The organism is Shewanella nanhaiensis, from assembly GCF_019457885.1.
GTDB classification, from domain to species: Bacteria; Pseudomonadota; Gammaproteobacteria; order Enterobacterales; family Shewanellaceae; genus Shewanella; species Shewanella nanhaiensis.
Map to the genome: position 1 here is coordinate 1 of NZ_JAHZST010000007.1, position 22,801 is coordinate 22,801.

Here is a 22,801-nt window from a genome sequence, read left to right on the forward strand (position 1 = left end):
ACTATATCGAATATTTCTATAATCCAGTGCGACATCATGGTAGTAATAACGGACTGTCTCCGATGAAGTTCGAGAAGCAGTATTTTGAGAAACTAGGAAGTGTCTAGAAAACTAGGGGCTTACCACATTTTACCAAGCCCTGTTGAGGAGTAGTGGTTAAGAAATATTGGCTACTATCTCATAATTTTTGTGCAGAATAGAACTGAATTCCTGCACTCAATTACCGAGCAGCAATAGTAAAAATATAGCAACCCACATTAACAGATTTTAAAAGCAAACAGTGTTCTTAAGCTATTTACAATTGTACTTTCCAATTTTAAAAATAATCTAATTAATTTCTTACCAAAAGGTTTTCAACTCAAACAAACGTAACACCCACTGTAACACCAAAAGAAAGCACCAAACAATAAGCACAACAAAAACAATCAAGTAAAACGCAAGGTAGAGCCCCGCCTCATCCACCAATTCTAAAAAAAAGCCAACAGAAAGTTCGAGCCTATATCAACCGTTTCCCCCATAATTCAGTGACCTAATTTAGTCTTAATCGAATATCAAGTTGCTCTATACTCATACCCTCTTTGCGATATGGCTCCATCGCCTTCGGTGAGATAATAAATTCACCTAAAATTGAATCATCTTCCGTTGTAATAGAAACAGAACTGCCATCAGACAATCTGATATTGATCCCCCAGTCGTAGGTGAGAACCTCATCTGACAAAGTTAAATTGCTAGTTTTATCTCCAACTGCAAATCTGCAGCTAAGACTCAAAACCTCTACGGTTTCGATAATGGCACTACTATTTTCAACCATTTTTATCTCTGAACACGGGCCGACAGAGTTATCATGTTCACAGTATTCAATTTCACCAGGTTTCTGCAACAATCTAAATTTAGGTAGATGAAAATCATGCCCATCAGGACTGGTATGCCACTCATTACTCATCTCGATAAATCCTGAACTCCCCCTAAAATAGAGAGAAGAGAGACTGCTCTCGTAACCTTGACTAAGATGCAAGTTTGCAGATTGAGTAATTAAGTAAATTTCTAAACCTACCAACATCTGCAATGTTTCAATGGACTTACCATCTAACTCATATTGGATCTCTGTCATCATATCTTCCCTGCTAGCTTTGAGCTTTTAGTTTTTAGCTGAAACTACAATTTAAAATAACGTAGCACTGTGACATAGATATGACTTAAAGAGTTCCCACAAACTATCAATGGTTAAAAATATTAACAATTGCATCAATTGTTTATACATAAATTAATTGTCATTAATGTGATTGACTCGCTTGCTTTGACTGCACTAACTTGGTAGTTGATTCTACGTTTGGGGCCTTTCGCCTAACTGCTGATTTCAACGATGATCAACTTACCTCAAACGAACCTAAGAAGTGACAACTTCCCTACACCCTTTGCAGTTTAAGGAATAACAAAAATGAGAAACTTAGAACTTTTTAATACAGCCTCTGTCGATCACCTACTCTGGTCAACCGACAATGACATCACTCAACTCAATTCACCTGCACTCTCTATATTTACTGACTTTGACCACTCCCAACCTATGGTTATCGACTCCCAAACCAGTGCAGTCAAAACCTCTGAGATAATGGAAAAGACCCATGCTTTTATGCGCCTAGTCGTCGATGGAAAAAATAGATTCTTAGGGGTGATCACTAAACATCAGTTATTGCATCGTAAAATGGTAAAAATGGCCAACAAGTTTAATAGTAATCTTGATGAGCTACTGGTCACAGATATGATGGTGCCAAGAGAGGAGTTGCAATCACTGGACTATGAACAACTAACGTCGGCCAAGGTCAGTGACGTTGTCAGATCATTACAGGAGAATGGCCTGCACCATATTCTAGTTATTGACCACCAGCAGCACCATATTAGAGGGTTAATTTCTGCAAACGATGTTGCGCGTAAACTTAAAGTCCCGATTAATATCGAGCAGCCACCTTCGTTTATGCATATTTTTAAAGCCGCTATTTAACGATTCTCAAGCACAAAAAAACCACCTCATGGTGGTTTTTTACACTCTAGTCTAGTCTTCAAGGAACATGAACATACTACTCAACTTGAGCCGCACACCTAGCGTGCCCAGCTAGCACAAGTAAACCTGCAAAGATCCCCAAGTTCTTAATGAAGTTTTGCATCTCATGGGCAGCTTCTACTCCCCCATAGTTCCAAAAATCATGCAAAGACCCATTAATGACTAACACCAACCCAGCTAGCATCAAGGAAACAATGAAAGTATATCGATTCAATATCAGTGCAATAGCCGCAGCGATTTGAAACATACCCGCTATGGCTAACAATTGTGGGATCATCACCATATTATGCTTAGCCATCAGGGTGATATGCATATCCCAGCTGACAAATTTCATGATCCCAGGTAACAAAAAGTAGAGTGCCAATAGCACTCTGCCACTCGTTAACAACGAGGTGTTTAAGGCTATCTTATCTTTCATATCATCGACTCTCATGACCTATTAGATACTTTTACCATTGAGGGTAAGCACAACATCAATATTACCTTTAATAGCATTTGAGTAAGGACATACTTGATGAGCTGCCTTAACGATCTCTACAGCTTTCGCTTCAGGCAGTTCAAGCGTGATAGATAATGCCGCGGTTAACTCAAATCCTCCCTCCTCTTTAGCACCAATTGCCACAGTAGCGGTAACCGGCGCCTCACTTAATGGCACTTTTACCTCGCGAGCCACATGTAATATGGCATTAGAGAAACAGGCACTATAACCTGCCGCAAATAGCTGCTCAGGATTGGTTGCTTCTACACTCCCTCCCATCTCTTTAGGGTAGCTTAATGCAAGCGACAATAAACCATCATCACTTGATACTTTTCCGTTTCTTCCTGCACTAGCCGTAGCACTTGTTTCATATAGTTTTTTCATCTTCAACTCCATATTTGAATTTCTAAATACGATAATTATATTGTGCACAACTTAATTACCGCTAGAGTACAGAAAACATTAATTGCGCGCAAGTTAGTTTACAAAATAGAGGAGTTAAAATGATGAGTCATCTATCTGGTTTGGCTATCGCTGGTACAAAACGTCACATTTAACAGCTTGTATCTTTAGAACTTTGTTAGATAAGCTCTATTAATCCCCGAGCAGAAATAAGGAGCTGGGTTTAATGAGAATTTGCCACTTAAGGTCTATTTCATTGTTCGGCTCTCTCCTGTGTTGCTCTCAAGTCTATGGCGGACAGTGGCACCTTCAGCTTGATAATGACATTATCTTTGGCAGTGATGGCAACTACACCAATGGCATGATTTTAGGCTGGGAAAGCGCTGCACAAGATATGCGTAGTAAACTTACCACTCCGCTCCAATGGCAAAGGCTATTTCTATTTAATCAAGTGGAGGGGGAGATAGCTTGGGGAGCTAAATTAAACCAAAGGATGTGGACACCAACGGAAATTGAGATTGCAACTCCTCAGCCAGATGACCGCCCCTATGCAGGACTGCTTACGATTGAAAGTCATACAGCCCATTATGGAGTGGATTTATCCCAGAAAAACTGGCTATCACTTGGTGTTATGGGACCCTTATCAGGAGCTCAGCAAGTTCAAGAGTTCGTCCACAAGATCACTGACTCCTCACCCCCCTTGGGCTGGCAATATCAAGTTAAAAACCAAGTAACGATACAGCTAGCCTATGAAATCGATGCCTTGATGTTGAGAAAAGATGCCTTTAACCACGCTTTTACAGGTAAGACACAATGGGAGCTGAGTGGATTTAGTCACTCTCAGGCTGGTAACTTTAGATCTGAAACTGAACTCGGGGTTCTGTTTCGTTGGGGTAATGATCTAGAACACTCTTTTGGCCGTCTAAGCCAACATAGTGGTCATCTGGGCAACCTCACCTCCGCTAAAGGTTTCAGTAATTTCATATTCTATACTAGAGCTTTTGTTGGCTATAGATTCAATGATTTAAGCTTAGAGGGCTCGCTCCCCTATGATCCCCACCTCATGTTGGAACACCTACAATATGGAGTTAAGAGCGGTATTATTTGGTCACATTCCAACGGATCCATATCTTGGAGCTTTAACTCCTACAGTCAGGAGTATCAAAATGATAAACAAAGCTGGCATGGGTATGGTTCACTGACCTTCAGCTGGAGCCTGTAGCGAACGAGTCTTTACTACATCAATGTGTGAAAACAGTGGTTAGCTTTGCTCACGGGATTCATTAAGTGTATTAAAGAACTTGTACAGACATTCAAGTATTGCCCCAAGCTCTTGATTAACGAGCTCCCCCTGCCCCTGACTAGCCTCCAGCTTAGTCGAAGTTTCATCGGCAAGAGCCATAAGTTGTTTCTCTTGATCTTCCTCTAACCCTAAACCAAACAACATCCCCTCCAGCTCAGTTAGCATCCCTCTCATCACACCTTGAGAGAGTTCATCGTGTGCAATAAGTCGCTCTGACGTCTGCTGGATCTGCTTCTCTGTCATGGAGATCACTTGGGTAAATATCTCCTGTCTCTGTCCTAGCATTTTTGCTCTGGCCGCCAAATTAGCTAATTGTACATTGGCAATATCCATCAATACCGCTAGGTGATCTCGTAGTCTGCCACAACGTTTCTCATCATCTAATGGCATATCTTTAATCAGTAATACAATGTGCGGGTCCCTAATTATTGTCCTGATACCTATACTTAATATTCGTTCATTATGGGTTGCAAAACGGGTGAGCAGCTCAGCTTCCATGCTACCTTTTTTGCAACCAACAAAAACAATGGCTCCTGTATCTACTCGTGAAACAGCATGCATACCAAAATTCAGCAAAATATTGTTCATCGCCAAACCAACATCTTCTGCTCGCTCAATTGACTGCACATCTTTGATAAATTGAACAACCTGACCAAGCTCACTACTTACTGTCATCGCCTCCATTGCAATCGACATCGCCTCAGATGCAGACTCTTTAGCATGACTTACTGCAAGCTGTTGACTTAAACATGTATTCACTTTCTCGTGTAACTCTTCAGGCTCTGCTGGCTTAGTAATATAGTCATCAGCTCCAGCCTCAAAACCCGTGAGTCGCTCCTCAACCGTGTCCAGGCCAGAGACAAATATAATAGGTAAGTGCGCTGTAACAGCCTCCTTTCTCAGAGTCACGCAGACTTCAAAGCCGGAAATACCAGGCATATCAACATCAAGAAGTACTAAATCAGGCATGCTCTCGTTAATTATGGCGAGACACTCTTCTCCACTCTCAGCCTCAGAAACCTCATACTCCCCCTCAAGTATCCCTCTTAACATCAATCGACTCACAGCGGTGTCATCAACAACGAGTATTCTTGTAGCCTGCTTCATAGCCGCTTATCCCTATATTTAATATCATTGAAATTTTGAAAAATTTATCGATAATGAGCATTGCTCGAAGGCTATCGGATTAACCAGTCTCAACTTTCTTTCACTTCTAACTCTTTTTCAGCCTGAACGACACAATTTCTACCTTTCTCTTTCGCTAAATAAACGGCTTGATCTGCGCGTGCAAGTAGGTGTTCGAACTCTTCTCCATCTGGTTGCAACTCGGCAATACCAAAGCTTGCAGTGACAGAGATCCCCTCAGGAAGAAGATGCTCTATGGAGCTCCTTAACTGCTCTGCTTTCTCATCAGCGTCAGAGATAGAGCAATGATCGAGTAAGATCACAAACTCCTCACCACCAAACCTTGCCACTATGTCCTCTTTTCGATTAGCACTAGATAGCACATTTGCAACGGCCTTGAGCACAGTATCTCCGCCCTGATGGCCAAACTGATCATTAACTAACTTAAAATAATCAATATCGATCATCATTACAGAGAGAGTTCCACCGTGGCGAGTAATTCTGGCGACCTTACTATTCGCAGCTTCAATAAGGTAGTGACGATTAAATAAACGGGTGAGTTGGTCGTGTAACGCCATACTTCGTAACGCATCACTTTGTTGTTTCAGTATTATCTGAGTCCCAACTCTAGCTGTTACTATCGCTGGACGGATTGGCTTAGTGATATAATCCACAGCACCTAACTGCAGGCCAAACTCCTCATCCTTATCGCTGTCTTTTCCGGTTACAAAAATAATTGGAATGTCTTTTGTTGATGGGTTGGATTTGAGTGTTCGGCAAACCTCGTAACCATCCATATCAGGCATAATCACATCGAGTAAAATAAGATCTGGAATAGGATCGCGTTCAGCCAACTCTATGCAACGCTTGCCATCCATTGCAACTTTTAAGTTATAGTGTTTTTGTAAGCATCCAGCCAATAGCTCTATATTAGTGCGGGTATCATCCACTAGCAGTATGGTTGCTTTATCATTCATAAACGAGAGATCTCCCCTCTGTTCAGATCAAGCTTGGCCAGTCTAGCTTTGAGTTCTTTAAGGGTGATGATCGCAGCGGGATAATCAAAATCGGTTAACAATAATAGAAGATGATCAAATTCAGACTGTAACACTTGTTCCAGACTCGCACTCTTTAACCCAGAGAACTCCTCAATATTTATATAGCTACCTTCTGCCAACAACTTATCAAGTCGGTTTAAGAGACCATTAACCTCATCATGGGATAAACACTCTTGTTTCATCGTCTCTGTTTCTGAGCTTTGCTGAAACTTATCGATCTCCTGTTTTAGTTCTTGGTATGCAAGAATAAGAGCAGGATGTTCTGCTTTTGCCTTACTTAACTCCCCCTGTTTTGCCGCAAGCTCAATAATCGCGGCTTTCTCTTTAAGAAGCTCTCCTCCTACATTTGCGGCAACACCTTTAACAGTGTGGGAAACTTGCCTTATTGCATCTAAATTATCGGCAGTTATTGCATGCTCAAGCGCCTCCATTCTAGAGGGCATATCTTCATTAAATAGATGAAGTATTGAGTTAAACAGAGCCTCTTTTCCCATGGCTCGTTTCATCAAACCATCCTTGTCCCATAATCTATTTTTTTCAACCATCTTATTATCAATTATAGAGGCCGATTGAGTATCAGGCGTAATATTTGACTCTTGCTTAACTGGCGTTCTCAAAAGACCTGCACCGCGAGAGGTTGAAGCCGCCTTAACTGTTGAACTCTCACTTCCTTTAGATGAAGATAACCATTGATTTAATTTATAAAATACCTTGTCCGGTTCTATCGGCTTTGCCAAATAATCATCCATGCCAGCATCGAGACACTTCTCTTTATCTCCTATCATGGCATTTGCCGTCATCGCTATAATGGGGATCTGTTTATAGGTATCACCGGCTTTACCTTCTCGTATCGCTCTCGATGCCTCATAGCCATCCATTTCAGGCATCTGACAATCCATCAAGATTAAAGAATAGGGGGTATCCCCAGCGCTACACAGCATGTTAATCGCTTGAACCCCGTTATCAGCAACATCTACCGATACCTTAAAGTCCTCTAAAACCCCCGTTGCAACGAGCTGATTTACATAATTATCTTCCACCAATAATATTCGTACCTGTGCAGAAAGCTCTTGAGGTCCAGAATCACCATGATTTAATGTTTGCAGGTAATGATGTGTGATCAATGGGTGAGCCTTAAGTAAGGCCTCACCATCTTCGGAAATGACAGATAGGGCATCGAAGAGATCTGAGGTTGTGGTTGGTTTAGGAAAGTAAGCACTAAATCCAAGGTCGGCAAAGAATTTGGCATCACCAATTTGCGACATAGAGGTCATCATGACGAGTTTAATCGAGCTAAATCTGTCATCAGACTTTAAGCGTCGACCCAATTCAGCCCCATCGATATCCGCCATCTGCATATCCAAAAATGCGACATCAAACTGAGCTTGTTTAAGGCTCTCATCTCTCTTGGCGCACAGCTCTAGCGCTTCAGTTGCACTGGCTGCACCTTCAACACTCGCCCCCCAAATCAATAACTGCTCAATGATAACTTCACGGTTGGTTTCATTATCGTCAACCACGAGTAAATTCAACTCTTCGATATTCGCACTAGGAACAACTAACTGAGAACTTTCGCTTTTTCCTAAACTTATTTCAAACTCTATGCTGGTACCAACGCCGAACTCACTCTTGATGCTGATGTCTCCTCCCATCAGATGACAGATTTTTTGAACAATGGCTAAACCTAATCCTGTGCCACCATACTTGCGGGTTGTCGATGCATCAACCTGACTAAAAGATTCAAAAAGAGATGAGATCTTATCTGCGGCAATTCCGATCCCGGTATCTGTGATCACGCACTTGAAACACCAGCCATCACCACAATCACGTAAACTGGCCTCAATTAACACTTCGCCTTTATCAGTGAACTTAATCGCGTTGCCCACAAGATTTGTCATTGCTTGACGGAGCCGGCTCGGATCCCCTGTCACCATTGAGTGCTCGATCCCTTTAAGATCGAGTACTAACTCAAGGTTTTTATTTTGCGCCTGAAAAGCCATACCTTCAGCAAACTCTCCCAGCATGCCGCGCAGATTAAAATCCAAATTTTCCAACTCTAATTTACCAGCATCAATTTTAGAGTAATCTAGAATATCGTTGATTAAGGTCAAAAGAGATTTGGCACTCGATTGTGCAATGCCGACCCTACGCTTTTGGTAATCAGTTAACTGGGTATTGTTGAGTAAACCTAACATCCCCAATACACCATTCATGGGCGTACGGATCTCATGGCTCATACTGGCTAGAAACTCACTCTTTGCTTTAACAGCAAGATCAGCCTCCTCTTTCGCTAGAATAAGCTCATTTTGGGTTTTCATTCGTTTACTTATGTCATGAAAGCTCCATACCCTACCCAATAATCCCTCATCAGATCTCATGGGTAAAGATACACGCTCATAGACTCTACTATCACTAAACTCTAAGATATCGAACCCTTCAAAATCAGGCTCACTGTATAGAGTTTCTATTTTATCGATAAAGCCATCATGAGCGATGAGTTTGCTCCTATTTCTAAGCTCAAGCTCCCTATGATCCAAACCTGTTTTCACCTCGATATCGCATAGTTCGGCATAGCTTTCATTAAACTGCAGGATCTTACCGTCCAAGCTTGTCACTAGAATGCCGTTATCAGTTGACTCAAGCATGGAGTGCATTAGAGAGAGTGCTTCTTTGGTTTTTATCTCCGCAAGTTTTCTGGTCGTGATATCAGTACGAATAGCCACATAACTCTCCGGCTTCCCATCACTATTGGTCATGGGCACTATGGTAGTATCAACCCAATAGAAACTCCCATTCTTAGCCCGATTACAGATCTCAGCACTCCATACCTCCCCTTTAGTGATCACACTGTACATCTGGATAAAAAACGATCTCGGGTGACGGCCAGAGTTAAGTAGTCGGTGATTCCTCCCAATTAACTCCTCCTCTTGATAACCGCTAATATCAGTAAACCTCTGATTAACATAGGTAATATCCCCAGCTAAATTGGTCACCGCAACAATAGCATGCTGATCTAACGCAAACTTTTGATCTTCTAGTTTATTTAGTGCCTCTTGAGCCTGATTCTTGGCATGGTATAGGGAGTCTTCATAGGAGTTTCTTGTCAGTAACATCTCATTGAATGCATCAATCAGCTGGGAGATCTCATTATTGTTATCTATTTTAATAGGCTCAACTCTGCCGCCATTTGTAACATCAAGGCTAGCTTTAGCCAGTCTCTTTACTGGTTCAGTAATCTTTTTTGACACAAAAACAGCAGATAAAACAACAGCTAAAGTTGTTAAAAAGAGCATTAGCAGGGTCATTCTTGCAAGCCAACTAATCTCTCCTAAAGCCTCATCCCGATCCACTTCACTGACCAAGATCCAGTCAATATTAGCTAGTTTCACCACCTGATGCAGACCTATAACCAGTTTATTATCAGGTCCCATGTACTCAAATGCAGACAGATTACTGTGAAGATTCTTGGCCTGTTCAGAGGTAGGTTCGAAGACATCTTTAGATCGATTCGCAAGCCAAGCATTAAACTGAGCGGTGACGATAGACTTAACGGTAACTTCGTCCCAGTTATCTTTGATAGGTGAAAGCAGTAAACCATTCTCATCGACCAGATAATGGGTCAATGAGCTTCCAGCTCTTACCGAGGAGTGTAACGATTTTAAGATCTGTTCTAGCTGTAACTGAATAGCAAAAACACCAATTGATTTACCCTCTTTATCAGACATCGACAAGGTGATAAAGCTAGAGATAGGAATATCTGAGATCTGATAACGTTCGATACTGGAAAAGCTCACCTCTCCAGTGTTTAACGAGTCCTGAATACTGGCTGAAAAATAGCTATATCTAATCGCTGGGCTAAAAACATTTTCCCCTAAATCAGCCTGCTTGCCAACGGAGTAAAGGATATTTCCATCGGTATCGACAAGATAGATATCATTAATATAGTCATACTGCTCAACTAGAGTAGTCAGATGATTTTGATGAATATCTGCTCGCTTATGCCAATCAGCACTTTTTACATAGTGAGCCAGTGACAGCTCACTTAAGGTTAAACCCGCTCTCAGAGAGAGCAACATATTCGACATCGGTTTGGACTCAGCTTCTACCTGTAAGTCTTGCAGGCGCAAGTTAAACCAACTTTGAATAGCCTGAGTTGTAAAACTCGATGATTGGGTTAACTCATCTTCAGCTGCACTTATTAAGCTCTGCTTAGCTTGTTCATAACTAAACAATGAAACGCCGATAAGTGGGATCAATGACAGTACAAGAAACCATAAAGTAAGACTTAAACTCAATGAACGGTATTTTCTATTACCCTGATTAGTTTGCTTGGTCGAGATCTCATCCATATAGAATCGGCACCTAAGGTAGTTAGCAACTAAAACCATCTCCTCAACACGACCAGCATAGCTTACCAAGCAGAGGTTTTATTCACTATGAGCTTAGTTGAGCCGTTGGAATTTTCCACATTTGCTCGGTTTAAGGCCTTTTTAAAAAATGACAAAAAACAGAAACTAAGTGAGATGCTAACCGATAAGAACTGCACTCTTTATCGCAGAAGAAAGCTCTTAGATTGACAATCAGTGCCGAATAAAAATCAACGATATTTGCCTTTCATAAACAGATCTGATTAAACTCACGTGCGCAACACTTACAAAACAAAATAAAAACAATACTTATACACAATAAAATTCAGACCTTGAGGATATGTTATATGAGTACAAAAAAAGCACTGAGTGCAATTGCTGTCGCAACAGCTTTATTGAGTGGTTCCGCTTTAGCTGATGGCATAAACGCAACACTTGAGATGAGCCAACAAGACTATAAAAACAGTGATAATGTGGTGGTAAAAGTCACATTAACAAATGAGGAGCATGTTCCTGTAAAGCTATTAAAGTGGTATACGGCTGCAGATGGTGTTGAAGAGTCCCTGTTTAAAGTTACCGCTAACGGTGAGAAACGCCAATATTTAGGCGCACACTACAAACGTCAGGCACCAACAAAAGATGACTATATCAAGTTAAAATCAGGCGAAAGTATCTCCTATGACGTTGAGCTATCATCCCTCTATGATATGAGCTCAACGGCAGAATATGAGATCAGCTATGATGTCAGCTCTTTACAACTGTTCTCACCGAACCCAGGACAAGCAAAAAAGCTAGCACGTCTCGGAATAGAGGGAATACATTCGCAACCCACAAGCTTCTACCTTGAGGGGCGAGAGTTAAAGCAAGGCACGAATAAGGGCAAACCAGGTGGTGGAGATGGTGGTGGCGAGATCGATGGAGTCACCTTCACCGGTCGTTGCAGTAACTCACAAAAAACGGACATTCTTGCAGGGTTAGATGCGGCTAAAGAGATGTCAGCCGATGCTAATCAGCACCTCAATGGTAATAACAGTAACTCACTTCGTTACAGCACTTGGTTTGGCGACTACAACTCATCCCGCTGGAACACCGTCAGCAATAATTTCAGTAAAATAGACAGCGCGCTTAATAATGAATCATTAACTATAGACTGTAGCTGTAAGAAAAAATATTTCGCTTATGTCTATCCAACTCAGCCCTACAAAATCTATATGTGTGGCGCTTTCTGGTCTGCACCAACCACAGGAACAGATTCTAAAGGTGGTACAATCATCCACGAGATGAGTCATTTCAACGTTGTCGCTGGTACCGATGATATTGTTTATGGTCAAAGTGGTGCTAAATCATTAGCGGTAAGCAATCCAGCACAAGCAATTCAAAATGCAGATAGCCATGAATACTTTGCGGAAAATACACCAAACTTAAATTAAGTTACACTAATAGCTTACTTGTCTTTGGGCAGAGTTTTCTGCCCTTTTTTAACCGCAGAGCCTAATATGAAAAAAGTGATCATTTTAATGCTAGCGGCCTCAATCATCTACCTGTCACCATTATCGGCCAAAGCAGGAGCTATAATGTTCCCTCAATGCAAGCTCACTCAGCATGGTAATGAAGCAAGACTCCTCTTTACCCTCCACAATCCAAGTGAACAGTCTTGGAGGTTTCTCCAATGGAAAACACCATTCGACGCTTGGTTCAGTGAATTTGTGCATATCACACATCAAGGAGTCCAAATTCCCTATGAAGGTGCATTGATGAAAAGGGGTGAACCAGATAAAGAGGACTACCTAACTCTCAATGCTGGAGATAATATTCAAGTTGAGCTAGAGCTGACTCAAGCTTTTAAATTAAATAACGGAGAATACACAGTAGAAATATCCCCCATTTTGCTCACTCCACTAGCAGAAAGTAAGCTAAAAAACAGTACTCTTGAACTCACATGTCCAAAAATACAGATCAACTTATAAACAGGCCGTTATTAGCCCCCTCGTTAATCACAGTAAGAAATACCTGCTCATCAGTACTACCTGAGTTTATGCCACTGCATTGCAGATAAAGGCTCCACCTAATATCAATGTTGCAGCACCAATAAGCCCAATTGAGTTTAAGGAAGCCCCCTGAAGGGCTGAAAATAAAAAACGCCCAGAACAGGCGTTTTAGCTAAAGGCTTCCTACTAATTAGAAGCGGTAACCTACGGTGAACATCACTGTACTGAAGTCTTTGTCAGATAAGGCATATGAGACAGAGCGTGTTTCTGCGCCTTGAGAATCAAGCGCTGTCCCGGCTCCTTTCATATTTCTATTACCGCCATGATAAGTATAGTGAAGGTTAAAGTTCAAACCATTATCCATGTAGTAGCCCACACCAATCATCGGCTTAATGACATTATTGCTATTTGCTCTGAAATCAAATTCACTATATTCACCTTCAGAGCCTGGGAATGAAGTATCAAAAGTGTAAACACCGTTTGATTTAAGCTTAGAAAGCTCCGCACCAGCTTTTAATGCTAACTGACCAGCCCCCATATTAAACTGGTAACCAAGGTATAATGTATGGGCTTTATAATCATGCTTTGAGTTTCCCTTAACGCTGAGGGCATCATAACCTCCAGGGAAAACCATATCGAAGCGCTCATCAACTCCATTAGTTTTTTCAGCTCCTGAATAGGTATATCCAACTAAAAAGTTGTCATAACCAGCTTCAAGGCCAACAACAGCATTACTACTCATCGTCTTGTTATGCGAAACACCGACCATAGGGTTAATGGTAAACTCACTTGCATTGGCTGAAGCTACAAACATTGAACCTAATACACACGCTAATACTAATTTTTTCATCGTAAATTCTCTCTGGTTACTCTCTGATAGTGAAAGCTGCAGTAAAGCAACTTTAATTTTCAATAACGAAACTGGTGCTTACCACCTTTCCCGTTAAGATATGGCCATGGTAAATAGAGGCGATTTACTACACATCATTAAGAGAGTTAGTGAGTATTAGAAGTACAGCCTTGCAAACAACCAAGTGGTAAATTTGGAGCATAAAAAAGCCGAACATAAGTTCGGCTTGATAAACATCGATAAAATAATGGGGCCATCCATGGCGTCAGAGAGTCCATAAACTTTTACAAAACTTTCCTCTAATTAAGCTAGCTTAAAATAGCAGATGTAACTCGATAGAAAATAAAGGTGACTATACGAGGAGGTTCTATCTCGTCACACTTCACTAACACAACTATGGCAAGACAAGCTTTACTAAAAAACACACATCCTCATAGTGACTTCTAGTGATTCCCCCCTAAATACGAGAGAAACTGGTTTCACATCCTCTTTGAAACGAGTAATATTATTACAACTTCTCACAGGGCTATAAGACTGAAATGACAACAAAATTATCTCCAAAAGCCAAAGCTGAATTGGGAAGTCTAATGGTCAATACCTCTGATCTAGTTGACCTGCTCTCTCTACTCCCAAAGGAGCAACTTAGTGAGTACCCTTTATTGCAAAAGGAGCTCATCAGCAAGCACCCTAAAGTCAGAGACTACAATAAAGCGATTAAAGAGCAGCGCTTCTCTAAAGAGGAGTACCGAGATAGGATCTTTGCTAAGTTGGATATGTTTGCCTACGACTTAGCGATATCAATCAATACAGATTACTTAATTGAAAGAGTTAATTTAATCGTTGGCGGTGATATAGCACTGATTGATGAGTTAACCATGGAGGAGATAGGTGCCGATATCCTTCAGAGAATTTTAAGTGATCTCAGCCAACATGTACGTAAACATGTCCAACCTAAAGGCGATCACCCCTTCTTAGCCGAACGAGGCAGAATCGATCACATATTCTGGCGTCATGCTGAAAAAGCTTATGATGCCTATGTAAAGGGTTACAACACACAAGCTGCACTTGATGCTTGGTGCCAGTTAAACTTGCATACTCGTTGTCCTCAAAGTTTTATCCGTTGGATGAAGACTTACGGTGATCCCCGTGAGCTCCATGAATGGATCAGCTACACCAACACTTGATAAAATTCAGTTGCAGATTAACCGTTCTTAATCTGCAACTTGACTTGCAGTATGCAAACAAACTTGCCCAACTAAACATAAACAATCTTAACCAACTGTATTAAAGCTATTTTTTTATTGGCATAAACCCTGCAATTCATTAAGCACTTAGGTTAATGGATTAAGGAAGCCCAATGAGAAATATAAAAAACTTAATATTGATCACGAGTGGTATCTTACTTTACCAAGGCAACAGTTGGGCTACTGAGTTTGAGGTTTGTCCCACTCAAGCCTTTATCATACAAACTCCTTCATCAGTCCCCAAAGCATACTCAGTAGAGCTATCAACAGGTAGCTATGTTGAATCCTCGGCAGATATGGGAACCACTAAATCCTATAACGGTGTGGGGTTTAACTACCATGACAACTATATCTATGGCTGGGATTATCAAAGCGGCACACTTGGAAAAACAGGCAACGACTACCAAATTAATCCACTAACCGTCACAAAAGATGCTGATGCTGCTGCGGCAGGAAACTTCTTTGTTGGTGATATCGCCATTGATGAAAACGTCTGGTATGGGTACAAGAAAAACAAAGGCTTATTTACCATTCCTCTAGATGATCCCAACAACTACAACATGACCTTAGTCAGTGGCAGTAAAACCAATGCCAGCTACAACATTACCGACTTTGCATTCCACCCAACCGATGGCTATATCTATGCCATCAGTAATGGTGCCAATGGCAATTTACTGCAGATAGACCCACTCACCGCAGCCTCAACAAACCTAGGTACAGTTCTGGTCTCCTCCGGTTCAAACTTCACCTTTGGGGCACAGTTCTTCGACCCTGATGGCATCCTCTATATCAGTAACAACAGCGACGGTAAGATTTATCGTATCAATGTGGGTGATGCTGAGCCTAGTGGCGAGCTGTTCGCTTATGGTCCCTCTTCATCGAGTAATGATGGGGCTCGCTGCGCCTTGGCCGAGGTTCCTATCGGAGATAATGTCGATTTTGGCGATGCACCAGACAGCTATAAAACCTTGATGTCCTCAAACGGTGCAAGGCACTCAATTATCGATAACTTTTACCTTGGTTCCGGTGTCGATAATGAATCCAGCGGTTACCCAACTCCGCTCTCCGATGACAGCAGTGACGGCAATGACGACGAAGATGGTGTAAGTTTTCCGACCGGTTTTGAGCTAGGCGAATCTGCCATCATTTTAGTCACCGCCACAGGTTCTGGCGGTTATCTCAATGCTTGGTTCGACTGGAATGATAATGGCGTTTTCGATGATGACGAGCAAGCTATCAGCGGCCAAGCACTCTCCCCAGGCAGTAACACAGTAAGTCTAGATGTTCCCACTTGGGGAAAAGCGGGACAAACATGGGCTAGGTTCCGCTATAGCAGCTTAGCCGATATTGGTCCAACAGGCGGCGTGGGGGATGGCGAGGTTGAAGATCATCAAGTCACGGTTACCGAAGCTCAAGTCACCATAAACTACTACCCTTCATCCTTTGGCTACACCTCTGTTGCTTATGAGGACCTCTATCCAGATCAGGAAGATTACGACATGAACGATGTTATCTTTAATCTCAGACTGATTGAGTATATCAAGAGTGGTCAAGTGATCAGGGTGGAGTTTGAGGCTAAGTTAGCCGCAATGGGAGCGGCCTACCATAACGGGTTCGCCATTCAGCTGCACGATATCGCCATGGGCAATGTGAAAGAGGACGCCATCCAGTGGAGTATCGATGAGGTCGATCAAAGCACATCGCCACTTGAATCGGGTCAGACTAATGCCGTGCTCATCTTCACCCAAGATCTCTGGGATCATATTAGCTTAGCGACAGGCTGTAACTATCTGAGAACTGAAACCGGCTGTGGCACCAACTACCGCACTACATGGAAAATGCGGGTGCCCTTTGAAAACCCAGTGGCAGTTGAAGATATGCCAGAATTTCCCTACGACCCCTTTATCTTTGCAACCCCTGGTACCGATCATGGCTTAGCTGCCAAGAATGTGGTTGGTGAGCTACCTGGACGCAAACTCGAAATTCACCTGAAAAATAAAGCGCCGACAGATAAGTTTTCCACCGCCTACTTTGGTGCAAGAGAAGACAGATCAGATCCAGCTTCCAGGCAATACTTCCTGAATGAAAATGGGATGAGCTGGGCATTGGAGATCCCTGAAACTTGGCAACACCCAGCAGAGAGACAAAGACTAGATATTACCTACCCAGAGTTTCTCGATTTTGCAGCAGATAGTACAGGTGATACCAATAAAAACTGGTACCAAAATGCCAATTCACAATTGATCTTCCAAGATTAATACCAATCAGTATAAAGATTTGATCGCTCAGCGAGAGTTTAGCGGTCTTGAGGCAAGGCAACGAGTGAAGAGCATAGTTATTCTACGGTCAAGCTCGTTAACGCAGCATCAGCACCGCTAAAACTCGCCTGTAAGGAGTGTTTTTGGCTGCCTACTTCTGCGTTGAATGAACTCACAAGGGAACAACCATTCTATCATTCATTCGCCTTGAATTAGTTTGCCAAAAAACACTCTGAGTAGATCAACTACTTATACTGATTGGTATAACCCTGAAGGTAAGGAGCTAGAGATGACAACATTCAATGATCTTATCAAAGCATTAATATCTTGCATTGAGACTGGCAAAACATGCTTACTCGTCCTGCTATTTGCAAGCATAACGGCATGTGGAGGTGGCGGAGGAGGAGATGAAGGTTCTGAGCCTGCTGCGGCAACGGGGGCTGTGACACCAACTACAACCACTCCCCCAACTACAACGCCAACGCCGGACCCAGATCCTGAGCCAGCCCCTGAGCCTACATCTTTAGACGACTTAGTTGTCGCGGCCGATAATGCCATGCAAGCAGTATTTCAACTGATGATCTCCATCGACATTAACTCGAATAAGCGTGCCTATTTTTCACTTTGCGATGACTATAGCGTCAGCAACATGAGCTATGAGGTGAACTTTGAATCTTGCCGTTACCGTGGCCCGCTTATCGATGGTCAGCTCAACGCAGACATCAAGGTGGCAAACCACAATGGTCAAATGCTTGCCGTACTTTGGTTTTACGATGGCAGTGAGCCCAGTTACCAACTCTGGCAATATGACGCAGAACTCGAGCAGCAACAACTTACGTTAAATTAACCCAAGTAAACAAAAGCGCGGATTTAATCCGCGCTTTTTACTGATTTGTTACTAGCATATAGTCTGTTTTAGGCCAACTCAGGTTCACTATTCGCTTCGGCAAGAATCGGCGGTGGTGCTTTCTTGTTAAACAGTGAAAAAGCCACTGTGATAAACAAAATTGCAGTACAAGCTAACCCTACTTGCACGCCAGCGACACTAAATATTCCTAAACTAAGCAGGTTGACAATCTGATGGTGAAAGAGAACAAAATCGCTAAACAGTACCAGTAAAAGTACAGCCCCCGTGCTCACCAAAGAGATAAACAGCAGCCTACTTTTATCTAAGATAAACCACGCTAGTCCCATGTAGAGTCCCAATGTAATAACAAAGCTTGCTATCATCACATTCTCACGACCAAGCAGATCTATGGGTAATAGGCGCTCAAATAAAAACGCCACAGCAGTGGCTAACATCACCCCCATAGTCGTTCCTAAGGTAATGCTGTTTACCACTGCAGTCTGCTTGACTGAAAAGTGCCGCTGCTCCATACGTTTCTCAACCCAAAGCAGGTTACCACTCACGATCAGCACACATACTCCCATACCTAATAGAAAGTAGATAAGCTTTAAATCAATACCGGCATAATCCCCAAAATGCAGTGTCGCAAGAACCGTTTGACCTGTTGTTACCATGTTGGGAGAGGTCGGAGTTTTGGAAAAAATCACCTCACCATTATCCAGTGCGAACACCTGTTCAACGGGGCCAACAAACTCACCAGAAACATTGCCATAGATCTGAATAAGAGCACTCTTATCACCATAGTTGTAGAGGCGAATGGCCGCGGCATCTTGACCAAAGTCCTGAACATGCTGTGCCAGTAATTTATCTATCTCATCTTGACTACCAAGCGGTTCTCCCAGCCATTCAGGCTTAGGTTGTGTGTAGCCCGCATCAGTCAATAATGCCTCCTGATCTCCCTTATACAACACCAGGGCAAAGGCGACTTGATAGATAATCACTAAGTTAAAAATGAGGCCTGTGATCGCATACATCAAGGTAAAAGGCAGAGTCATAACACCTATCAGGTTGTGCATCGTCAGTAACTGATCGCGCTTTCCCTCTCCAGTTCGGTAGAGAAAAAACTGCCTGAAAAGCTTACGTGCATGAATAAAGATACCTGAGACCAAAGCGAAGCAGAAGAACAGAGTTACAAAACCGATAATATAGCTGCCATAGGGAATGTTGAGATTGTAGTGCAGGTGATAGAGAAACTCTGCCAAGTAAAAATCATCAATTTTCGCCACCGTCTTCCCAGATACTGGGTCTATCAGTAATGCCACATAATCAATATCAGAGGTGGTGCCTTCCGGCAAAATAATATCCACATAGGCGCTATAAAAAGGAAATGCTAAGGTGGGGGAAACCAAGGTTAAATGCTCTTTTGCATTGAAAGGATAATCTTTTATGGCGAGCTGCATGATCTCACTGGCGGGAAGTGGCTCACCTTGTGCTGGAGCATGGTGTGGCAATATAGACCAAAGGGCTATCTCATTACGAAACAAGCTTATCGAGCCAGTAAAAAATACGATAAACAGCAAACCAGAGATAATTAATCCCAACCAACTGTGCGCTTCGGTAATTCGTTTTAAAAATTGTTTATTCATAATTATGTTCTAAAGTGAGAAATCTATGGTCTACAAGCTCTTATCTGAGAAAAAACAGAGTATTAAAACTAATGGAGATAAGCAGTAAACCGCCGCAACGACGCCAAGCATGCCAAGCTGAATCACTGGCATAACACCAAATCATGGCTCCAACCCAGAGCGGAAACGAGATCAATAACCCCACAAACAATCGAGTGTCGACTGCAAGCGGTAATAGGTAGTTGAGATTTAGCATCAGCGAGATAGAGATAAGACAACCACCAAATAGTGCGGCAAAGGTTTTAGACCACATGCTGACCCCCCAACTGAGCCACAGCTAACCAAAAGGCCAAATTAACGCAACTAAAGGGAGCAAGTTTTAACTTCACATGACCGAGTAACAACACCTGACTAAGCCAGATAGCCAGGGTGAACACCAATACCATTAAGCTGGCGGCCACTAAATTATATTCAGCCATCAGTAACCAGATGCTCAACATAAAAGAGGTAGCAAAGCCCAAAGTCGACGCCTCTTTGCTCAAAGGCTTTTTTAATAATCGCTGATGCTTACTGCACAGTAGCAAAGCTAAGCACCCCATCCAGAGCACAACCACAGCAGTTCCAATTACAATATTCATTTCTATATACAAATAATTATCATTTACACAACTAGTAAGCCTAACATTTTCTCCCTCAATATCGACTGAATTTACAATCGAATCAAAACGCTTAGCCTTCTTTTAATCGAAAGCAGCATAATAAGGAGCAACTAAGTAAAAAAACTGAACTATGAGCGTACAGGTGTAAGCCAATGAATAAATGGTAAATATCTTCTATCTTTAAACACAAATTCAAACAATTGTTTAAATTACTTGTTTGGAGCAATTGATCTATTGGTTAAATTGTGGCGTAATCTGGTTATATTTTTGATCGGATGAGCGAAGACAATGAGCATAAGAACAAGATTAAAAAAAGTATTGCCTACCATTTCTACCACTGAACAAGAAGCACTGGACGCCGGCGATGTATGGCTGGAAGGTTCGATTTACCAAGGCGTTCCTGACTTTACTGCCTTAAAAAATATTCCTGTAGCAGAGCTCTCTGTTGATGAACAGGCGTTTCTTGATGGTCCAGTGGCAACACTGTTGGAGATGGTCGATGACTTTGCCATTCAAGGTGCTAAGCACATCCCTGATGATGTACTGACATTTCTCAAAACAAATAAATTCTTCTCACTCATCATTCCCAAAGCTTATGGCGGACTTGAGTTCAGCCCCTATGCCAACTCAACGATTGTGGCAACAATAGCCGCTAAAAGTTCGGCTGTAGCCGTCACAGTCATGGTGCCAAACTCACTAGGCCCAGGTGAACTCTTGATGCACTACGGCACCGATGAGCAGCGAGACTTCTGGTTGCCTCGCCTAGCCAATGGTTTAGATATCCCCTGTTTTGCTTTAACTAGCCCAGAGGCGGGCTCAGATGCTGGTGGGATCCCCGATATCGGTACCGTCACTTTTGGTGAATATGAAGGAAATCAAGTACTAGGTCTGTCAGTCACTTGGGACAAGCGCTATATCACCTTGGCACCTATCGCCTCAGTACTCGGACTGGCATTTAAAGTTCAAGATCCTAAAGGCTTACTTGGCGGAGATGAAGATCTTGGGATCACCTGCGCCCTTATTCCTAAAGCTCATCCAGGTGTTCAGTTGGGTAATCGTCACGATCCTATGGGCGTTAACTTCTATAACGGTACAACCCGAGGAGAAGATGTCTTTATCCCTATGGAGTTCATCATAGGTGGACAAAAGAATATTGGCCGTGGTTGGGCCATGTTAGTAGCTTGTCTTGGCGCAGGACGCGGGATCTCACTGCCAGCTTTAGGCGCTTCGGTTAGCCAATGCTCATTCAAATCTTCAGCTGAATACGCCGCGGTTCGTGAGCAGTTTGGTCTGTCCATCGGCAAATTTGAAGGTATTCAGGAAAAACTCGCCGACATTGCAGGTAAAACCTATCTGCAAGAGTCAATGCGAGTACTCACAACCGAAGGCCTAGGCATTGGTCTTAAGCCTTCTGTTGTTACCGCTATCGCAAAATACCATATGACAGAGCTTGGCCGTGACATTCTAAACTCAGCAATGGACATTCAAGCCGGTAAAGCGATCCAACGTGGACCACAAAACACACTCGCATCAGGTTATGTAGCACAACCTATCGCAATTACGGTAGAGGGCGCCAACATACTTACCCGTAACCTGATGATCTTTGGCCAAGGCGTGATGCGCTGCCATCCATATCTGCAAAGCATGGTTGAAGCGATCCACAGCGATGACACTAATGCAGATAAAGTGTTTAACAGCATCTTTGCTAAAACTGTCGGCTATAGCGTTAATAACTCACTACGTGCATTCAGGTTAGGTCTGCTGCCTTTTACCGCTCAAGCTACCTCGACTCTGTCAGAGGTGATCCCATATGAGAAATCGGTCAATAAACTTGCCTCAAAACTTGCAGTATATGCTGACTTCTCACTCTTAGTCTTGGGTGGTAAGCTCAAACAAGCCGAGATGCTTTCAGCCCGTCTAGGTGACGTAATGAGCTACCTGTATGCAGCCATGGCATCAATCCGTTATTACGAACAAAAGCTGCCAAAGGAGCAGAGAGAGCAAGCCGCTCCCTACTTCCACTACGCAACCCGTTGGTCGCTCTGCAAAGCGGAAGAGGCACTACTGGCTTTCCTTGAAAACTTCCCCTCATCAGCCACTCGTAAGCTGATGCGTCTACTGACAGTCACCTACTCGGCTAAGATGCCAAAAGTGAATGATGACCTAGTCAGAGAGCTTGCTGAGCAAGCTCAGCTAAATACCGAGTTTAAGCGTAACTTAACTCATCTGATTAAACCTATCCCCGGGGATGGTAACGACATCAACGAGCAAGCTTATCTTGCGAAAATAGACTGCTTACCGCTACTTGCCAAAGTGAAAAAAGGGCTACGTAGCCGCCAGTTCAAGGCGGGAAGTCGATTCTCCATCACCTTAGATGCGGCGTTAGAAGCTAAGGTCATTGAGCTATCAGAGCATAAACTTCTGCTGGACTACAACCTTAAACGTGAGCGTGCTATTCGTGTTGATGAGTTTGATTTTGATATGAATTTAATCACTGAAAAAGCAGAACTTAAAATAGCTAACTAATTTTAATATCAA

At 42.6% G+C, this 22,801-nt stretch carries 18 protein-coding genes; 8 read left to right on the top strand and 10 right to left on the bottom strand.

Features of this window, described 5'->3' with window-relative positions:
- Positions 1-529: 529 nt before the first annotated feature.
- The gene (locus K0625_RS11190; protein WP_220109776.1) at positions 530-1,114 is read right to left on the bottom strand and encodes a hypothetical protein; all 585 of its coding nucleotides are present in this window, start codon (positions 1,112-1,114) and stop codon (positions 530-532) included.
- 324 nt (positions 1,115-1,438) lie between these two features.
- On the opposite strand from K0625_RS11190, the gene K0625_RS11195 reads away from it, so the two are divergent.
- The gene (locus K0625_RS11195; RefSeq protein WP_012324152.1) at positions 1,439-1,999 is read left to right on the top strand and encodes a CBS domain-containing protein; all 561 of its coding nucleotides are present in this window, start codon (positions 1,439-1,441) and stop codon (positions 1,997-1,999) included.
- A 76-nt stretch (positions 2,000-2,075) separates the two neighbouring features.
- Here K0625_RS11195 and K0625_RS11200 read toward each other — a convergent pair whose 3' ends face one another.
- Together K0625_RS11200 and ohr are read right to left on the bottom strand one after the other, a co-directional pair.
- The gene (locus K0625_RS11200) at positions 2,076-2,477 is read right to left on the bottom strand and encodes a DoxX family protein (protein ID WP_232847049.1); all 402 of its coding nucleotides are present in this window, start codon (positions 2,475-2,477) and stop codon (positions 2,076-2,078) included.
- A gap of 21 nt (positions 2,478-2,498) precedes the next feature.
- The gene (gene ohr / locus K0625_RS11205; RefSeq protein WP_220109778.1) at positions 2,499-2,921 is read right to left on the bottom strand and encodes an organic hydroperoxide reductase Ohr; all 423 of its coding nucleotides are present in this window, start codon (positions 2,919-2,921) and stop codon (positions 2,499-2,501) included.
- Positions 2,922-3,165: 244 nt separating this feature from the next.
- On the opposite strand from ohr, the gene K0625_RS11210 reads away from it, so the two are divergent.
- Positions 3,166-4,161: a lipid A deacylase LpxR family protein gene (locus K0625_RS11210; RefSeq protein ID WP_220109779.1), complete on the top strand. Its 996-nt coding sequence runs from the start codon at positions 3,166-3,168 to the stop codon at positions 4,159-4,161.
- Positions 4,162-4,200: 39 nt separating this feature from the next.
- On the opposite strand, the gene K0625_RS11215 is transcribed toward K0625_RS11210, so the two are convergent.
- The 3 genes from K0625_RS11215 to K0625_RS11225 form a co-directional block, all read right to left on the bottom strand.
- Complete coding sequence (locus K0625_RS11215) at positions 4,201-5,349, bottom strand: response regulator (protein WP_220109780.1); 1,149 nt, start codon at positions 5,347-5,349, stop codon at positions 4,201-4,203.
- An 89-nt stretch (positions 5,350-5,438) separates the two neighbouring features.
- Complete coding sequence (locus tag K0625_RS11220) at positions 5,439-6,344, bottom strand: diguanylate cyclase (RefSeq protein WP_220109781.1); 906 nt, start codon at positions 6,342-6,344, stop codon at positions 5,439-5,441.
- Positions 6,341-10,813, bottom strand: a complete 4,473-nt coding sequence (locus tag K0625_RS11225; RefSeq protein ID WP_232847050.1) for a response regulator — start codon at positions 10,811-10,813, stop codon at positions 6,341-6,343. Before K0625_RS11225 ends, K0625_RS11220 begins: the two co-directional genes overlap by 4 nt.
- Positions 10,814-11,139: 326 nt before the next feature.
- On the opposite strand from K0625_RS11225, the gene K0625_RS11230 reads away from it, so the two are divergent.
- On the top strand, positions 11,140-12,222 hold the full coding sequence (locus K0625_RS11230) for a M35 family metalloendopeptidase (protein WP_220109782.1): 1,083 nt from the start codon (positions 11,140-11,142) through the stop codon (positions 12,220-12,222).
- A 66-nt stretch (positions 12,223-12,288) separates the two neighbouring features.
- On the top strand, positions 12,289-12,759 hold the full coding sequence (locus tag K0625_RS11235) for a hypothetical protein (protein ID WP_220109783.1): 471 nt from the start codon (positions 12,289-12,291) through the stop codon (positions 12,757-12,759).
- Between the two features lie 211 nt (positions 12,760-12,970).
- On the opposite strand, the gene K0625_RS11240 is transcribed toward K0625_RS11235, so the two are convergent.
- The gene (locus K0625_RS11240; RefSeq protein WP_220109784.1) at positions 12,971-13,630 is read right to left on the bottom strand and encodes a hypothetical protein; all 660 of its coding nucleotides are present in this window, start codon (positions 13,628-13,630) and stop codon (positions 12,971-12,973) included.
- A 539-nt stretch (positions 13,631-14,169) separates the two neighbouring features.
- Here K0625_RS11240 and K0625_RS11245 point away from each other — a divergent pair.
- From K0625_RS11245 to K0625_RS11255, 3 genes are all read left to right on the top strand, one after another.
- Positions 14,170-14,814, top strand: coding sequence for a hypothetical protein (locus K0625_RS11245; RefSeq protein WP_220109785.1), 645 nt, complete (start codon positions 14,170-14,172; stop codon positions 14,812-14,814).
- Positions 14,815-14,987: 173 nt separating this feature from the next.
- Entirely contained in the window at positions 14,988-17,132 is a 2,145-nt protein-coding gene (locus tag K0625_RS11250; protein WP_220109786.1) for an LruC domain-containing protein, read from the top strand.
- Positions 17,133-17,421: 289 nt separating this feature from the next.
- Positions 17,422-17,979, top strand: coding sequence for a hypothetical protein (locus K0625_RS11255; RefSeq protein ID WP_220109787.1), 558 nt, complete (start codon positions 17,422-17,424; stop codon positions 17,977-17,979).
- 68 nt (positions 17,980-18,047) lie between these two features.
- On the opposite strand, the gene K0625_RS11260 is transcribed toward K0625_RS11255, so the two are convergent.
- The 3 genes from K0625_RS11260 to K0625_RS11270 are packed head-to-tail and all read right to left on the bottom strand — an operon-like array spanning position 18,048 to position 20,242.
- Positions 18,048-19,625 carry a PepSY-associated TM helix domain-containing protein gene (locus tag K0625_RS11260; RefSeq protein WP_220109788.1) on the bottom strand — a complete coding sequence of 526 codons (1,578 nt, stop codon included), beginning with the start codon at positions 19,623-19,625 and terminating at the stop codon, positions 18,048-18,050.
- Between the two features lie 40 nt (positions 19,626-19,665).
- On the bottom strand, positions 19,666-19,917 hold the full coding sequence (locus tag K0625_RS11265; protein ID WP_220109789.1) for a hypothetical protein: 252 nt from the start codon (positions 19,915-19,917) through the stop codon (positions 19,666-19,668).
- The gene (locus tag K0625_RS11270; protein ID WP_220109790.1) at positions 19,907-20,242 is read right to left on the bottom strand and encodes a hypothetical protein; all 336 of its coding nucleotides are present in this window, start codon (positions 20,240-20,242) and stop codon (positions 19,907-19,909) included. The genes K0625_RS11265 and K0625_RS11270 overlap by 11 nt, the downstream gene beginning before the upstream one ends.
- Before the next feature lie 309 nt (positions 20,243-20,551).
- Between K0625_RS11270 and K0625_RS11275 the strand changes: the two genes are divergently transcribed.
- Positions 20,552-22,789 carry an acyl-CoA dehydrogenase gene (locus K0625_RS11275; RefSeq protein WP_220109791.1) on the top strand — a complete coding sequence of 746 codons (2,238 nt, stop codon included), beginning with the start codon at positions 20,552-20,554 and terminating at the stop codon, positions 22,787-22,789.
- Positions 22,790-22,801: the final 12 nt, after the last annotated feature.

Excerpts from the sequence above, each read along its gene's own strand:
- K0625_RS11190 (WP_220109776.1), bottom strand. The coding sequence starts at position 1,114 with ATGATGACAGAGATCCAATATGAGTTAGATGGTAAGTCCATTGAAACA.
- K0625_RS11195 (WP_012324152.1), top strand. The coding sequence starts at position 1,439 with ATGAGAAACTTAGAACTTTTTAATACAGCCTCTGTCGATCACCTACTC.
- K0625_RS11200 (WP_232847049.1), bottom strand. The coding sequence starts at position 2,477 with ATGAAAGATAAGATAGCCTTAAACACCTCGTTGTTAACGAGTGGCAGA.
- ohr (WP_220109778.1), bottom strand. The coding sequence starts at position 2,921 with ATGAAAAAACTATATGAAACAAGTGCTACGGCTAGTGCAGGAAGAAAC.
- K0625_RS11210 (WP_220109779.1), top strand. The coding sequence starts at position 3,166 with ATGAGAATTTGCCACTTAAGGTCTATTTCATTGTTCGGCTCTCTCCTG.
- K0625_RS11215 (WP_220109780.1), bottom strand. The coding sequence starts at position 5,349 with ATGAAGCAGGCTACAAGAATACTCGTTGTTGATGACACCGCTGTGAGT.
- K0625_RS11220 (WP_220109781.1), bottom strand. The coding sequence starts at position 6,344 with ATGAATGATAAAGCAACCATACTGCTAGTGGATGATACCCGCACTAAT.
- K0625_RS11225 (WP_232847050.1), bottom strand. The coding sequence starts at position 10,813 with ATGGTTTTAGTTGCTAACTACCTTAGGTGCCGATTCTATATGGATGAG.
- K0625_RS11230 (WP_220109782.1), top strand. The coding sequence starts at position 11,140 with ATGAGTACAAAAAAAGCACTGAGTGCAATTGCTGTCGCAACAGCTTTA.
- K0625_RS11235 (WP_220109783.1), top strand. The coding sequence starts at position 12,289 with ATGAAAAAAGTGATCATTTTAATGCTAGCGGCCTCAATCATCTACCTG.
- K0625_RS11240 (WP_220109784.1), bottom strand. The coding sequence starts at position 13,630 with ATGAAAAAATTAGTATTAGCGTGTGTATTAGGTTCAATGTTTGTAGCT.
- K0625_RS11245 (WP_220109785.1), top strand. The coding sequence starts at position 14,170 with ATGACAACAAAATTATCTCCAAAAGCCAAAGCTGAATTGGGAAGTCTA.
- K0625_RS11250 (WP_220109786.1), top strand. The coding sequence starts at position 14,988 with ATGAGAAATATAAAAAACTTAATATTGATCACGAGTGGTATCTTACTT.
- K0625_RS11255 (WP_220109787.1), top strand. The coding sequence starts at position 17,422 with ATGACAACATTCAATGATCTTATCAAAGCATTAATATCTTGCATTGAG.
- K0625_RS11260 (WP_220109788.1), bottom strand. The coding sequence starts at position 19,625 with ATGAATAAACAATTTTTAAAACGAATTACCGAAGCGCACAGTTGGTTG.
- K0625_RS11265 (WP_220109789.1), bottom strand. The coding sequence starts at position 19,917 with ATGTGGTCTAAAACCTTTGCCGCACTATTTGGTGGTTGTCTTATCTCT.
- K0625_RS11270 (WP_220109790.1), bottom strand. The coding sequence starts at position 20,242 with ATGAATATTGTAATTGGAACTGCTGTGGTTGTGCTCTGGATGGGGTGC.
- K0625_RS11275 (WP_220109791.1), top strand. The coding sequence starts at position 20,552 with ATGAGCATAAGAACAAGATTAAAAAAAGTATTGCCTACCATTTCTACC.